12 protein-coding genes are annotated in these 13,849 nt (G+C 66.4%); 9 read left to right on the top strand and 3 right to left on the bottom strand.

Annotated features, from left to right (window positions below; translation table 11 throughout):
- Window positions 1-154: 154 nt before the first annotated feature.
- The 8 genes from C5F44_RS06765 to C5F44_RS06730 all read left to right on the top strand — a co-directional run bounded on the left by C5F44_RS06765 (window position 155) and on the right by C5F44_RS06730 (window position 9,526).
- The gene (locus C5F44_RS06765) at window positions 155-853 is read left to right on the top strand and encodes a response regulator transcription factor (protein WP_107672763.1); all 699 of its coding nucleotides are present in this window, start codon (window positions 155-157) and stop codon (window positions 851-853) included.
- A 77-nt stretch (window positions 854-930) separates the two neighbouring features.
- Window positions 931-2,106 carry an FIST N-terminal domain-containing protein gene (locus C5F44_RS06760; RefSeq protein ID WP_107672762.1) on the top strand — a complete coding sequence of 392 codons (1,176 nt, stop codon included), beginning with the start codon at window positions 931-933 and terminating at the stop codon, window positions 2,104-2,106.
- The gene (locus C5F44_RS06755) at window positions 2,103-4,304 is read left to right on the top strand and encodes a hybrid sensor histidine kinase/response regulator (protein ID WP_107672761.1); all 2,202 of its coding nucleotides are present in this window, start codon (window positions 2,103-2,105) and stop codon (window positions 4,302-4,304) included. Before C5F44_RS06760 ends, C5F44_RS06755 begins: the two co-directional genes overlap by 4 nt.
- 104 nt (window positions 4,305-4,408) lie before the next feature.
- Window positions 4,409-4,978 carry an SRPBCC family protein gene (locus C5F44_RS06750; protein WP_107672760.1) on the top strand — a complete coding sequence of 190 codons (570 nt, stop codon included), beginning with the start codon at window positions 4,409-4,411 and terminating at the stop codon, window positions 4,976-4,978.
- Between the two features lie 44 nt (window positions 4,979-5,022).
- Window positions 5,023-5,508 carry a (2Fe-2S)-binding protein gene (locus C5F44_RS06745; protein ID WP_107672759.1) on the top strand — a complete coding sequence of 162 codons (486 nt, stop codon included), beginning with the start codon at window positions 5,023-5,025 and terminating at the stop codon, window positions 5,506-5,508.
- A 69-nt stretch (window positions 5,509-5,577) separates the two neighbouring features.
- Complete coding sequence (locus C5F44_RS06740) at window positions 5,578-7,953, top strand: xanthine dehydrogenase family protein molybdopterin-binding subunit (protein WP_107672758.1); 2,376 nt, start codon at window positions 5,578-5,580, stop codon at window positions 7,951-7,953.
- Window positions 7,954-7,964: 11 nt separating this feature from the next.
- Window positions 7,965-8,753, top strand: coding sequence for an FAD binding domain-containing protein (locus tag C5F44_RS06735; RefSeq protein WP_107672757.1), 789 nt, complete (start codon window positions 7,965-7,967; stop codon window positions 8,751-8,753).
- Between the two features lie 188 nt (window positions 8,754-8,941).
- A complete protein-coding gene (locus tag C5F44_RS06730) occupies window positions 8,942-9,526 on the top strand; it encodes an HNH endonuclease (protein ID WP_107672756.1) in 585 nt (194 codons plus the stop codon).
- A 113-nt stretch (window positions 9,527-9,639) separates the two neighbouring features.
- Here the strand turns inward: C5F44_RS06730 and C5F44_RS06725 are convergent, their stop codons facing one another.
- Window positions 9,640-10,815, bottom strand: coding sequence for an NAD(P)/FAD-dependent oxidoreductase (locus C5F44_RS06725; RefSeq protein ID WP_107672755.1), 1,176 nt, complete (start codon window positions 10,813-10,815; stop codon window positions 9,640-9,642).
- Between the two features lie 120 nt (window positions 10,816-10,935).
- Between C5F44_RS06725 and C5F44_RS06720 the strand changes: the two genes are divergently transcribed.
- Window positions 10,936-11,724: a LuxR family transcriptional regulator gene (locus tag C5F44_RS06720; RefSeq protein ID WP_107672754.1), complete on the top strand. Its 789-nt coding sequence runs from the start codon at window positions 10,936-10,938 to the stop codon at window positions 11,722-11,724.
- A 355-nt stretch (window positions 11,725-12,079) separates the two neighbouring features.
- Here C5F44_RS06720 and tsf read toward each other — a convergent pair whose 3' ends face one another.
- Together tsf and rpsB are read right to left on the bottom strand one after the other, a co-directional pair.
- Window positions 12,080-12,988, bottom strand: a complete 909-nt coding sequence (gene tsf, locus C5F44_RS06715; protein ID WP_107672753.1) for a translation elongation factor Ts — start codon at window positions 12,986-12,988, stop codon at window positions 12,080-12,082.
- 73 nt (window positions 12,989-13,061) lie between these two features.
- Window positions 13,062-13,823 (bottom strand): 30S ribosomal protein S2, encoded by a 762-nt coding sequence (gene rpsB, locus C5F44_RS06710; protein ID WP_107672752.1) that lies wholly within the window; start codon window positions 13,821-13,823, stop codon window positions 13,062-13,064.
- Window positions 13,824-13,849: the final 26 nt, after the last annotated feature.

The following is a 13,849-nucleotide window of genomic DNA, read 5'->3' as shown; positions in this document are numbered from 1 at the left end:
CAGTCCTCTTACATTGGCGGCAGGCATAGAAAATGCGCGCTTCCCGCGCAAGCCACTGGCCGGATCGCCGGCGCGCATGTCCGACTTTCCGCCTGTGGCCACAACCGGCAAGGGGCGCTAGTCTGACCCCCAGCACGCAAGGGACCGCTTTCCGATGACCCCGACGCCAGCCCGTATCGCCCCGCGCCCCATGGCCACGGCCCTGATCGTGGACGACCATCCGTTGTTCTGTGACGCGCTGTCGATGACGCTGAAGGCGGTGGCGGGACTGGGCGCGGTGGAAACTGCCGACCGGCTGGAAACCGCGCTGGCCCGGCTGGACCGCGCGCCCTTGCCCGATCTGGTGGTGCTGGACCTGAACCTGCCCGATGTGACCGGCATCGACGGGCTGATCCGCCTGCGGCAGGCGGCGGGCGAGGTGCCGGTTCTGGTGGTGTCCTCGATGGCCGATCCGCGCGTGATCGGCGCCTGTCTGGCGGCGGGGGCGGCGGGATTTGTGCCCAAACACGCCCGGCGCGACGTGTTCCGCGCGGCGGTGGACGCGCTGCGCGGCGGCGGGCGCTACCTTCCCGAAGGATATGAGGCGGAACCACCCGGCGGCGCCCGCCCCTCGACCCGGCAAGAGGCGATTTCGCGGCTGGCGCTGTTGACACGGCAGCAATCGCGCATCCTGCAACTGATCTGCGAAGGCAAGCTGAACAAGCAGATCGCCTGGGATCTGACCATCGCGGAAACCACGGTCAAGGCGCATGTCACCGCGATCATGCGCAAGCTGGGGGTGCAAAGCCGGACGCAGGCGGTGCTGATGGCCAAGGCCACCGATTTCACCAGCCTGATGCCGGAAGACGGCTGAGCGCGGTCAGTCGCACGCGGCCCTTTACGCAGCGGGATGCTGCGGCTTAGGCTTCATGTTCGGCGGGGAGGCCGAAGATGGACGGACGGGGGGAAAGCCTTGGCACCAGCCCGGGCGCGGCGGTCTTGCCGCGCGCGCAGGCCGATGCGCGCGATCCGGCAGTTCTGTCGCGGCTTGCCGTCGGTCTGGGGCAGGGGCCCTTTGCGCTGATCCTGCTGTTCGTCTCGCCCGAGGCGGACCGCGCGGCGCTGGAAACCGCGCTGGACGGCGGCGCTTTCGACACGGCGCCGGTGATCGGCTGCACCACCGCCGGCGAAATCGCGGGGGCGGGCTATGGCGAAGGCACGGTCGTCGCCGTGGGGCTGCCCGCCAGCACCTTCGCGGCCGAGGTTCTGCCCATCGACCTGGACCGGATCGACGGTCAGGAAGCGATCGGCCGCATGATCCGCGCCCGCGCCGCCACCGCCGACCGCCACCCCGGTTGGGAGGGCGAGTTCGCCTTTCTCATGGTCGATGGCCTGTCGATCCGCGAGGACGCGCTGACCGCCGCCCTTGGCCCCGGCCTTGGCCCGGTGCCGCTGTTCGGCGGCTCGGCCGGCGACGGGCTGCGCTTTGGCGAAACCTTCGTGCTGTGGGCTGGGCGGTTCCGCCGCAATGCCGCCGTGCTGGCGATGGTGCGCACCGCCTGCCGGGTCAGGGTGTTCAGCCTTGACCATCTGGTTCCGACCGACCGGCGCATGGTGGTGACCGGGGCCGACCCAAGCCGCCGCATCGTTCACCGCATCAACGCCGAACCCGCCGCCCGCGAATATGCCCGGCTGCTGGGGAAAGACCCCGCGCAACTGACCGCCTTCACCTTTGCCGCGCATCCGGTGGTGGTGCGCATCGGTGGACGCCACCATGTTCGCGCCATCCAGCGCATGGCCCCGAACGGCGATCTGGTGTTCTTTTCGGCCATAGACGAGGGGCTGGTGCTGACGCTGGCCGAACCCGTGGATATGGCCGACCATCTGGACGCCGCCCTGACCGCGCTGGGGCAGGACCGGCCGCCGGCGGCGATCCTGGCCTGCGATTGCCTGCTGCGCCGGATGGAGGCGCAGGAAAAGCAGCGCTACGGCGCGGTGTCGCGCATATTGGCGGCGCATGGGGTGGCGGGCTTCTCGACCTATGGCGAGCAGTGGAATTCCATCCACGTCAACCAGACCATGACCGGCGTCGCGCTTTGGCCGCCAGAGGGGGGCGGCGGGCCATGATCGAGACGCTGATCGACCCCGCCGATGGCCCCGAACGCCGGGCCGAAAAGCTGCTGACCATCGCCACCGCCCTGATGCGCCGGATGGAGCGGGTTACCGACGATTCCGGCGCGGCCTATGCCCAGTTCCAGCGCGCGGCCCTGCTGGAAGAACAGGTGCGCGACCGCACCCGCGATCTGGAACGCGCGCTGTCGCTGCTGAACGCCAGCAACGCCCGCCTTGCCGAAGCCAAGGCCGAGGCCGAGACGGCCCGCCAGAACCTGGCCAATGCGATCGAGACCATTCAGGAAGGCTTTGCCCTGTTCGACCGCGAGGACCGGCTGGTCATGTGCAACTCGCGCTTCGGGATGCACATGCTGGACCTGCGCGGCAAGCTGACGCCCGGCCTGCCCTTTGCCGATTATGTCGAACGGGTCAGCCGGTCCGCCTTCCTTGCGCTGCCCGAAACCGAAACGCCCGAGGCCTGGGTGGTGCGGCGGATGCAGCGGCATCAGGACCGGCACGTCATCTTCAACGTCCGCATGATCCGCGACCATTGGGTGCAGGTCAGCGAACACCGCACGGCGGACGGTGGCACGGTGATCCTGCAAACCGATGTGACCGACATCATCCGCGCCGAACGGCACGAACGCGGCAAGCTGCTGGATGATCAGGCGCGGGTGATCCGCGCCACGCTGGACCATATCAATCAGGGCGTCGCGATCTTTGATCGCGGGGGGCGGCTGATCGGCTGGAACCAGCGCCTGTCCGACCTGCTGTCGCTGCCGGCCGGGCGGCTGCGGATGGGCGCGTCCTTCGACCAGTTGCTGAACCGCATCCGCGCGGCGCTGGCCTTTGGCGCCGGCATGACAGAAGCGCGGCTGATGGACTGGGTGGCGGCGGGCGGCCGGCAGGGGGCGCTGTCCTTCTCGGTCCGGCAAGGGGGCGGGCCGATCCTGGATGTCTTTGCCCAGGCCATGCCCGACGGCGGCTTCGTGATGAGCTTCACCGATGTCACCGCCGAGCGCGAGGCGCTGGAGGCGCTGAGCCGCGCCAAGGAAACGCTTGAGGCCCGCGTGACCGAACGCACGCTGGAATTGCAGGATGCGCTGGCCCATGCCGAACGCGCCAACGCCAGCCGGTCGCGCTTTGTCGCCGCCGCCAGCCATGACCTGCTGCAACCGCTGTCGGCGGCCAAGCTGTTCCTGTCGGCCATCGAACCCGCCGGGCTGGCGGACCCGGCCCGCGTGGCGCTGGAAAAGGCGCAGAACGCGCTGATCTCGGTCGAGGGGATTCTGGACGCGCTGCTGGACATCTCGAAGCTGGAATCCGGCAAGGCGGCGGTCAGCGTCGGCCCGGTGCGGCTGGGCCGTCTGCTGGCGCAACTGCATGAGGAGTTCGCCCCCATGGCGGCGGCCAAGGGGCTGCGGCTGCGCGTGCTGCCTTGCGGTGCGGTGGTCGAAAGCGATCCGGTCTATCTGCGCCGCATTCTGCAGAACCTGATCGGCAACGCCATCCGCTACACCGATGCCGGGCGCGTGCTGGTCGGGGCGCGGCGGCAGGGCGCGCAGGTGGTGGTCGAGGTGCGCGACACCGGCCCCGGCATCCCCGCCGAGGCGCAGGACGACATCTTCAAGGAATTCCACCGCCTGAACGCCCGCGCCTCTGCCAGCGAAGGCATGGGGTTGGGGCTGGCCATCGTGCAACGGGCCTGTGTGTTGCTGGATCATCCGCTGGGCCTGACCTCGCATCTGGGCCGGGGCACCACCTTCCGGGTGCATCTGCCGCTGGCCGGCCCGCTGGCGGCCGAACTGCCGCCCGCGCCCCGGACCGCGCCGCCCGAGCACGCGCCCGGATTTGAAAGCCGGATCGTGTTTCTGGTGGAAAACGACGCCGACCTGCGCCGCGCCATGGGGCTGACGCTGGAACGCTGGGGCCTGGGGGTGCTTGAAGCCGCCTCGGGCGAAGAAGCCTTTGCCCTGATTGAAGAAATCGGCATCCTGCCCGACCTGTTCCTGGTGGATCAGCAACTGGGGCAGGGGATGGACGGGCTGGCCTTCCTGACCGCGCTGCACACCCGCCACGGCGCCTTGCCCGCGCGGCTGATCACCGCCGACCGCGCGCCCGAACTGGCCGGGGCGGCGCGGGCTGCCGGGATCGGGCTGATCCAGAAACCCATTGACGCCGACAGCCTGCGCAAGGCGCTTGCGGCGCTGTGACCGCCCGCCTTGGCCCGGAAAATGCGACGGCCGGGATACGACTATCGGAGAATGGCGCGGCGGCGATCCGGCCCTTAGGCTTTCTCGCAGAGGGAGAGAGCAACATGAAGCTGAGCGACAGCCGCGACATTGCGGCCGCCCCCGAAATGGTATGGGCGGCGATCCTGGACCCCGAAGTCCTGCACCAGTGCATTCCCGGCTGCCAGTCGATGACCGGCAGCGTGGCCGAGGGGTTCGAGGCCGTGGTGAAACAGAAGGTTGGCCCGGTCAGCGCCACCTTCACCGGCCATGTCAGCTTTTCCGACGTGGTGGAAGGCAGGTCGCTGACCATCACCGGCGAAGGCAAGGGCGGTGTTGCCGGCTTTGCCAAGGGTGGGGCGGCGGTCACGCTGGAGCCGATCCTCGAAGGCACCCGGCTGACCTATGACGTGGATGCCAGCGTCGGCGGCAAGATCGCGCAACTGGGCAGCCGCATCGTGGACAGCTTCGCCAAGAAGATGGCCGACGAATTCTTTGCCCGGTTTCAGGATGCGGTGGAACCGCCGACCGAGGAAGAACTTGCCGCCGCCGCCGAAGTGGAGGCTGCCGCCGCCGAGGCGGCAGAAGAGGCCGAGGCCACCGGCGACGGCGCAGATCACAAGAAGGGCTGGTTCCGCCGCATGATCGGCGTCTGACCCGCACCAAAGGACGATACCAAGGCATACCCAGGGAGGAGCTTATGACGAAGGTCTCGATGACCGTGAACGGCAAGTCCGTCTCGGGCGAGGTGGAGGGGCGGACGCTGCTGTCCAGCTTCCTGCGCGACGGGCTGGGGCTGACCGGCACCCATATCGGTTGTGACACCAGCCAATGCGGCGCCTGCGTGGTGCATGTCGATGGCCGCGCGGTGAAATCCTGCACGGTCTTCGCGCTGGATGTGGCCGGCGCCCAGGTGAAGACCATCGAAGGCATGGCCAACCCCGACGGATCGCTTTCAGTGCTGCAACAGGCCTTTCAGGACAATCACGGCCTGCAATGCGGCTTCTGCACCCCCGGCATGGTGATGTCGGCGGCGGCGCTCCTGGCCGACAACCCGTCGCCCACCGAGGCCGAGGTGCGCCACGGGCTGGAAGGCAACATCTGCCGCTGCACCGGTTACCACAACATCGTCAAGGCGGTGTTGCAGGCCTCGGGGCAGGACGTTTCGAAGATCGCCGCGGAATAACCGGGCAGGGAACAACGGGGCAGGGCGCGCATCCGCGCACCCGCCACAGGCACACTCAGGGAGGATACCATGCCCAAAGATGGTGGCATCGGCGCCAGCGTGAAGCGGCGCGAAGACGTGCGGTTCCTGACCGGCAAGGGACGCTATACCGACGACATCAACATCCGCGGCCAGCTTTACGCCTTCTTCCTGCGCAGCGACGTGGCGCATGGGCGGCTGAAGTCGGTTGATACCGCGGCGGCATCAGACATGCCGGGCGTGGTGCGGATCTTCACCGCGGCCGATTTCGCCGGCGTCGGCGGTATTCCCTGCGGCTGGCAGGTGACAGACCGCTTCGGCAAGGTGATGCAGGAACCGAAACACCCGGTTCTGGCCGATGGCAAGGTGCGCCATGTCGGAGATCCCATCGCCATGGTGGTGGCCGAAACGCTGGATCAGGCCCGCGACGCCGCCGAGGCGATCAGGGTCGAGATCGAGGAACTGCCGCCCGTCCTGAACATGAAGGACGCGCTCAAGCCCGATGCGCCCAAGGTGCATGACGAGCTGACCTCGAACCTGTGCTACGACTGGGGTTTCGTCGAGGAAAACCGCGAGGCCGTGGCCAAGGCCTTTGAAGGCGCCGCGCATCACATCACGCTGGATCTGGTGAACAACCGCCTTGTCGCCAACCCGATGGAACCCCGCGTCGCCGTGGGCGATTACGAAGACCATTCGGGGATGCACACGCTTTATACCACCAGCCAGAACCCGCATGTCATCCGGCTGCTGATGGGCGCCTTCGTGCTGGGCATCCCGGAATCCAAGCTGCGCGTGGTGGCGCCCGATGTGGGCGGCGGCTTCGGGTCGAAGATCTATCACTATGCCGAAGAGGCGGCGGTGACCTTTGCCGCCAAGCAGGTGAAACGCCCGGTGAAATGGACCGCCTCGCGCAGCGAAGCCTTCATTTCCGATGCACAGGGCCGCGACCACCTGACCCGGATCGAACTGGCGCTGGACAAGGACCACAACTTCCTGGCGCTGCGCACCGAAACCCATGCCAACATGGGCGCCTATCTCAGCACCTTCGCGCCCTCGATTCCCACCTGGCTGCACGGCACGCTGATGGCCGGCAACTACAAGACGCCGCTGGTCTATGTGAACGTGAAAGCCGTTTTCACCAACACCGTGCCGGTCGATGCCTATCGCGGCGCAGGCCGCCCCGAGGCGACCTATCAACTGGAACGGATCATCGACAAGGCGGCGCGCGAACTGGGGGTGGACCCGGTCGAACTGCGGCGCAAGAACTTCATCCAGCCCGACCAGTTTCCCTATCAGACGCCGGTCGCCGTGGTCTATGACACCGGCAATTATCAGGCCACGATGGACAAGCTGCTGGAACTGTCCGACCACGCCGGCTTTGCCGCGCGGGCCGAAGAGTCGAAGAAACGCGGGCGTTTGCGCGGCTTCGGCATTGCCCATTACATCGAGGCCTGCGGCATTGCGCCGTCAAACCTTGTCGGGCAACTGGGCGCGCGGGCCGGGCTTTACGAAAGCGCCACGGTGCGGGTGAACGCCACCGGCTCGATCACCATCTTCACCGGCAGCCACAGCCACGGGCAGGGGCATGAGACCACCTTCGCCCAGGTCGTGGCCGAGATGATCGGCATCGACGCCAGTCAGGTGGAGATCGTCCACGGCGACACGTCGAACAGCCCGATGGGGATGGGCACCTACGGGTCACGCAGCCTGGCGGTGGGCGGCTCTGCCATGGTCAAGGCCACCAACAAGATCATCAACAAGGCGAAGAAGATCGCCTCGCATCTGCTGGAGGCCAGCGAACAGGACATCGAGTTCAAGGACGGCAAGTTCACCGTGGCGGGCACCGACAGGTCAAAGACCTGGGTGGACATCACGCTGGCCGCCTATGTGCCGCACAACTACCCGCTGGAAAGCCTTGAGCCGGGGCTGGAAGAGACCGCCTTCTACGACCCGTCAAACTTCACCTATCCCGCCGGCGCCTATGGCTGCGAGCTGGAGATCGACCCCGACACCGGCAAGGTGACGATCCTGGCCTTCACCGCCGCCGATGACTTCGGCAATGTGGTGAACCCGATGATCGTGGAAGGGCAGGTGCATGGCGGTCTGGCGCAAGGCATTGGCCAGGCCATGCTGGAAAACTGCGTCTTCGACGAGAACGGACAGCTTCTGTCGGGCTCGTTCATGGATTACGCCATGCCGCGCGCCGATGATCTGCCGTTCTTCAAGGTGGATCATAGCTGCATCACGCCCTGCACCCACAACCCGCTGGGCGTGAAGGGCTGCGGCGAGGCGGGGGCCATCGGCAGCCCACCCGCCGTGGTGAATGCCGTGATCGACGCCCTGCAACGCGGCGGCTACAGCCACATCGACCATATCGACATGCCCGTCTCTCCGGCCCGCGTCTGGGCCGCGATGCACCAGCGCTGAGGGAGGTTCAGATGCACAACTTCGACTTCGTCAAACCGGCAACCCTGGCCGATGCGCTGGCCGCCCTGAAATCCGACGGCGCGCAGGCGCTGTCGGGCGGGCAGACGCTGATTGCCAGCATGAAGCAGCGCCTTGCCGCCCCGGCGACGCTGGTCAGCCTGACCGGCATCCCCGAGCTGAAGGGCGTCTGCATCGGGGAAGGGGGCCTGCATGTCGGCGCCGCCACCCCCCATGCCGAAGTGGCGCGCGAGGCCGCGAAACACTATCCGGCGCTGGCCGCGCTGGCCGGTGGCATCGGCGACCCGCAGGTGCGCAACCGCGGCACCATCGGCGGCTCGATCGCCAACAACGACCCTTCGGCCTGCTATCCGGCCGGCGTGCTGGCATCGGGCGCCACGATCGTCACCAACCGCCGTCGCATCGCCGCGGATGATTACTTCCAGGGCCTGTTCACCACGGCGCTGCACGAAGGTGAAATTGTCACCTCGGTGGTCTTTCCGATCCCGCAGAAGGCCGCCTATGTGAAGTTCGACCAGCCCGCCAGCCGCTTTGCGCTGACCGGCGTCTTCGTCGCGAAAACGGCCGATGGCGTGCGGGTGGCGGTCACGGGGGCAGGGGGCGACGGTGTCTTCCGCTGGACCGAGGCCGAGGCGGCGCTGTCGGCCAATTTCGCGGCTTCGGCCATCGCGGGGCTGACGGTTTCGCCCGACGGCATGATCCACGACCTGCATGGAACGCCCGCCTATCGCGCGCATCTGGTCAAGGTGCTGACCGGCCACGCGGTTCAGGCGGCCGCCTGACCACATCGCCCGCTTTCCGGGCAGGCAGACTGTCAAACGCCTGTCATGTGCGCCTGCCAGAAAGCGGGCGCACATTGACAATATCTCGGGGTTGCCAGCACAATCCTTCCAGATATAGTCGGTGCCGTCGGGGCGGGGTGCCCGTCCTGATGCCAGTGGCAGTCAGGCGAAGCGGGAGTCATCTACGGATGGACGGCGACTTCAGGACCCATTTCGTACGCGATCCCGGTGCGTTGAAGCATTTTCCGGCTTTGGTGCTCAATGCCGATTTCCGGCCGCTCAGTTATTACCCGCTCAGCCTCTGGCCCTGGCAAGAGGCGATCAAGGCGGTCTTTCTGGACCGGGTGCAGATCCTGGCCGAATATGACGAGGTTGTCCGAAGCCAGAGGCAGGAAGTCCGCATCCCGTCGGTCGTCGTCCTGAAAGAATTCGTCAAACCCCAGAAGCGCGTGGCCTTCACGCGCTTCAATCTTTTTCTGCGCGACGAATTCTGTTGCCAGTATTGCGGATCGAAGGGCGACCTGACCTTCGATCACGTCATCCCGCGGTCGCGGGGCGGGCTGACCAGTTGGGAAAACGTCGTCGCAGCCTGTTCGCCGTGCAACCTGCGCAAGGGCAGTAAGACGCTGCGCCAGTCCGGGCTGACCTTGCGCCGGCCGCCCGTGGCACCGTCCGCCGAAGAGATGCAGACCCACGGCCGCAAGTTCCCGCCAAACCACCTGCACGAAAGCTGGCTCGACTTCCTGTATTGGGACGCCGAGCTGGAGGCGTGATCCGGGGGCCGCACAGAGCCAGAACAAGGGGCCAGAACAGGATGAGGCAGGTGCTTTAACTGCCTCATCCATTTTTCGCATAATCAGTATTATGTAAAATAACTGCCTGTCCGTCAGACCACGGCCCGTTCCAGCAGCGGTTCGCCCCGCAGCACGCGGTCAATCGAAAGCTCTGATAGATCAAGGCTTTGCCATCCACCGTTCAGAACATATTCAGCCGTGCCACGCCCAATGGCCGGCGATTGCTGCAAGCCGTGGCCTGAAAAGCCGCTCATCAGGAACAGGTTCGGCACCGCCGGATGCGGGCCAAGGATCGCGTTCTGGTCCAGCGTGTTGTAATCGTAATGGCCAACCCAGTGCCGAACGACCTTGACCGCGTCGAACCCCGGTGCGCGGTGATACAGCGGTTCCCAGATGGCCTCTTCAAACAAGTGAAGATCCGGCTCGAAGTCATTGACGTCGCAAGGCCCGTCATCCTGCGGAACCGTCGCCACGATCCAGCGACCTTGAACTTCGGGACGCAGGTAATAATCGCGGTCGATCATCAGCGGCGCATCGGGATGGCGCGCATTGGGCGCGTCGATCACAAAGACCGTGCGCTTGCGCGGTTCAACCGGATGGTCAAGCCCGGCCCAGGCCATGACGCGCGACGCGCGGGTGCCGGCGGCGTTGATCGCCACGCCGCAGGGCACCAGACCCCTGCCCTCGATCTCGACTCCGGTCACGCGGCCGGCGGTCATTTGCAGGCCCGTCGCCTCGGCCTTGATGAATTTCGCGCCTTGCGCGCGGGCCGCGTTGCGGAAGCCATGCAACAGGCCCATGTTGTCGAACCAGCCCTCATCGCGCGGGCCGAAGCTGGCGGCGGCGATGTCTTCGGTGTTCAACCAGGGGTAATGCCGGCCCAGTTCGGCGGCATCCCAGACCTCGGTCGCGGCGCCTTCGGCGCGCTGCATCTCGGCCAGTTCCTGCATCACCGCCACCTGCTCGGGCCGCGTGGTCAGGAAAAGATAGCCGTTTTCCTTAAGCCCCAGTGACGGAATTTCCGCAGCAGGACCAATGCGTTCCGCGAAGTTCCTGATGAAGTCGATGCCGAAGCGCGAGATCCTTACATTGACGGCCGACGAAAACTGCTGCCGGACCGATGCCACCGACAGCGCGGTTGCGGCACGCTCATATCCGGGGTCGCGCTCAACCACCAGAACGCGCAAACCGGGCGAAAACCGCGTCAGCCAGTAAGCCGCCGAGGCCCCCATGACCCCGCCGCCAATGATGATGACATCTTCCGTCATGATTCCATCCTGATAGCCCTGAGTCTCGACAGGGCGCCGGTGTCTGCATATGACAGGAGAAGGGACAAGGACAACCTGCCCCGTTCCAGACGCGACATCTGTGGCGTGAAGGAGACTGAGATGAGCGGCAGCACCTTGCTGAAACTGCTGATCGGCGTGGCCGAGGCGACCAGCATAGACGACGCCTGGACACTGGCCACCGGGCATTTCGCGACCTTGGGCTTTTCGCGCGTGAACTATGGCTTCACCCGGTTCCGCCACCTGCGCACCATCGGTGACCCGGACGATGCGCTGTTCCTGACCACCTGCGACGCCGATTATGCCAAGCGGTATTTTCGCGGCGGCTTCTACGCCCGGACCCCGGTCTTCCGCTGGGCCGAACACAATTCCGGCGCCTGCACCTGGAAATGGGTGAAAGACGCCTATGAAGCCGGCCGCCTGACCGTCGAAGAAGCCGAGTCTGTGCGGCAGAACGTGGCGATGGGCGTCAACGCCGGCATCACCGTCAGCTTTCCCGAAGCCTCGGCCCGCGCCAAGGGGGCCATGGGCCTGCTGGCCGATCCGGGGCTGGATCATGACGCCGTGGAACGGATCTGGGCCACGCATCAGGACGAAATCCTGGCGCTGGCGCATGTGATGCACCTGCGTATTGTCCAACTACCGCATCTGGCCCGTGCGCGCGCCCTGTCCCCCCGCCAGCGCGAGGCGCTGGAATGGGTGGCCGATGGCAAGACCACGCAGGACGTGGCCCTGCTGATGGGTGTCAGCCCGGCCATGGTGGAAAAGCACCTTCGCCTTGCGCGCGAGGCGCTTGCGGTCGAGACAACCGCGCAGGCGGTGGCCAAGGGCGCCCTGCTGAACATGATCTTCCAGCGCCCGACACAACCGCAGGCCCAGGCGGCCGGATAGGACAAAACCGCGCAGGTGGGGAATCCCCCACTCGCCGCCAGTCAGGGCATGACGCAAGGTCAGGCCGTTCCGTGGAAGGTGGCCTTGGGCCAGGGAACAGGGGCGGCCGACCCACCGCATTACGGAGTTACGGTCGACCGCTCTCTGCCTGTCTCTCCGTGCCGGATTTTGCGGTCGGCGGGACGCCGCTGGTCATGAGTTCCCCATGGCCGGCCTATGCGCGACCTGCCCTCCTTGTCCTCATCCCCAGCGTCATCGGGGGCAGGTCCGCGCCCCCTTCCCCGTTCGGCACAGATGCGAAGGCCCGCACCGGGTTTCCCCGGCACGGGCCTTGCCGCCAGACCCTACGGTCTGATCAGCCTTGCGCCATCTTGGCGACTTCGGCGGCGAAGTCTTCCGCCTTCTTCTCGACGCCTTCGCCCACGGCCACGCGGGCATAGCCGGTGATCTCGACCCCGGCTTCCTTGGCCGCCTGTTCGACGGTCAGGTCGGGGTTCACCACGAAGGCCTGGCCCAGCAGCGTGTTTTCCGCAAGGAAGCGCTTCATCCGGCCCGGGATGATGTTGTTGTGGATCACCGCATCGGGCTTCGGCTTGGCCGAGGACGCGTTTTCTTCCAGCGCCTTGGCGGTTTGCACGGCCAGTTCCCGCTCCAGCACCACCGGGTCGAGGTGGCCTTCCGACAGCGCCAGCGGCGAGGTCGCGGCGATGTGCATCGCGAACTGCTTGCCGATTTCTTTCGCCTTGTCGGCCGGGCCCTTCAGCGCGACCAGCACGCCGATCTTGCCCATGCCGTCGGTCGCGGCGTTGTGGACATAGGACACCACGGTGTCGCCTTCCAGAACGTGCAGGCGGCGCAGGGTCATGTTCTCGCCGATGCGGGCGATCGATTCCTGGATCACCTCATCCACGGTCTTGCCGTTCAGGTCGGCCGCGCGCACCACTTCGACCGAATCGCCGGTCTGCAGGGCAACCTTGGTCACCTCGCGCACCAGCGACTGGAAGTCGGCGTTCTTGGCCACGAAGTCGGTTTCCGAGTTGATCTCGACGGCAACGCCCCGGCCATCGGCCACGGCCACGCCCACCAGACCTTCGGCGGCCACGCGGTCGGCCTTCTTGGCGGCCTTGGCAAGGCCCTTGGTGCGCAGCCAGTCCACCGCGGCATCCATGTCGCCGTTGGTTTCGGTCAGCGCCTTCTTGGCGTCCATCATGCCTGCGCCGGTCGAATCGCGCAGTTCTTTCACCATCTGTGCGGTGACGGTCATGTCAGTCTCCTGGAATCGGAATGAGGTCCGGCGGGGGTATCCCCCCGCCGCATGTCAGATGGGTGACAAAAGCTCACGCCTCGGCGGCGGCGGCCTCTTCCACCGGCGCGGCTTCCAGCGCGCCGAGATCGACGCCGGCGGCGCCAAGTTGGGCCGACATGCCGTCAAGCGCGGCGCGGGCGATCAGGTCGCAATAGAGCGCAATCGCGCGGGCGGCGTCGTCGTTGCCCGGGATGACATGGCTCACGCCCTTGGGCGAGCAGTTGGTGTCGACCACGGCCACCACCGGGATGCCCAGCTTGTTGGCTTCCAGGATGGCCAGGTCTTCCTTGCCCACGTCGATGATGAACAGCAGGTCCGGCACGCCGCCCATTTCACGGATGCCGCCCAGCGAAGCCTGCAGCTTCGCCTGGTCGCGTTCCATGTTCAGGCGTTCCTTCTTGGTCAGACCTTCGGCGCCGGCAGCCAGCACTTCGTCGATCTGCTTCAGGCGCTGGATCGAGGCCGAGATGGTCTTCCAGTTGGTCAGGGTGCCGCCCAGCCAGCGGTGGTTCATGTAGTATTGCGCGCATTTTTCGGCGGCTTCGGCGACGGGCTTCTGTGCCTGGCGCTTGGTGCCGACGAACAGGATGCGGCCGCCCTTGGCGACGGTGTCGCGCACAACCTTCAGCGCCTGGTCCAGCAGCGGAACGGTCTGCGTCAGGTCGATGATGTGAATGCCGTTGCGGTCACCATAGATGTACTCGCCCATGCGGGGGTTCCAGCGGGCGGTCTGGTGGCCGTAGTGAACGCCAGCTTCCAAGAGCTGACGCATGGAGAACTCGGGAAGAGCCATGCCTTGTCCTTTTCCGGTTTGATCCT

This window comes from Fuscovulum blasticum DSM 2131 (assembly GCF_003034965.1).
In the GTDB taxonomy this organism is placed as follows: Bacteria; Pseudomonadota; Alphaproteobacteria; order Rhodobacterales; family Rhodobacteraceae; genus Pseudogemmobacter; species Pseudogemmobacter blasticus.
The sequence above is the reverse complement of the archived record's forward strand: the minus strand, read 5'-3'. Positions and strand labels throughout refer to the sequence as shown.

Bases quoted from the DNA above. Each gene is read 5' to 3' on its own strand.
- C5F44_RS06765 (WP_107672763.1), top strand. From the start codon at position 155: ATGACCCCGACGCCAGCCCGTATCGCCCCGCGCCCCATGGCCACGGCC.
- C5F44_RS06760 (WP_107672762.1), top strand. From the start codon at position 931: ATGGACGGACGGGGGGAAAGCCTTGGCACCAGCCCGGGCGCGGCGGTC.
- C5F44_RS06755 (WP_107672761.1), top strand. From the start codon at position 2,103: ATGATCGAGACGCTGATCGACCCCGCCGATGGCCCCGAACGCCGGGCC.
- C5F44_RS06750 (WP_107672760.1), top strand. From the start codon at position 4,409: ATGAAGCTGAGCGACAGCCGCGACATTGCGGCCGCCCCCGAAATGGTA.
- C5F44_RS06745 (WP_107672759.1), top strand. From the start codon at position 5,023: ATGACGAAGGTCTCGATGACCGTGAACGGCAAGTCCGTCTCGGGCGAG.
- C5F44_RS06740 (WP_107672758.1), top strand. From the start codon at position 5,578: ATGCCCAAAGATGGTGGCATCGGCGCCAGCGTGAAGCGGCGCGAAGAC.
- C5F44_RS06735 (WP_107672757.1), top strand. From the start codon at position 7,965: ATGCACAACTTCGACTTCGTCAAACCGGCAACCCTGGCCGATGCGCTG.
- C5F44_RS06730 (WP_107672756.1), top strand. From the start codon at position 8,942: ATGGACGGCGACTTCAGGACCCATTTCGTACGCGATCCCGGTGCGTTG.
- C5F44_RS06725 (WP_107672755.1), bottom strand. From the start codon at position 10,815: ATGACGGAAGATGTCATCATCATTGGCGGCGGGGTCATGGGGGCCTCG.
- C5F44_RS06720 (WP_107672754.1), top strand. From the start codon at position 10,936: ATGAGCGGCAGCACCTTGCTGAAACTGCTGATCGGCGTGGCCGAGGCG.
- tsf (WP_107672753.1), bottom strand. From the start codon at position 12,988: ATGACCGTCACCGCACAGATGGTGAAAGAACTGCGCGATTCGACCGGC.
- rpsB (WP_107672752.1), bottom strand. From the start codon at position 13,823: ATGGCTCTTCCCGAGTTCTCCATGCGTCAGCTCTTGGAAGCTGGCGTT.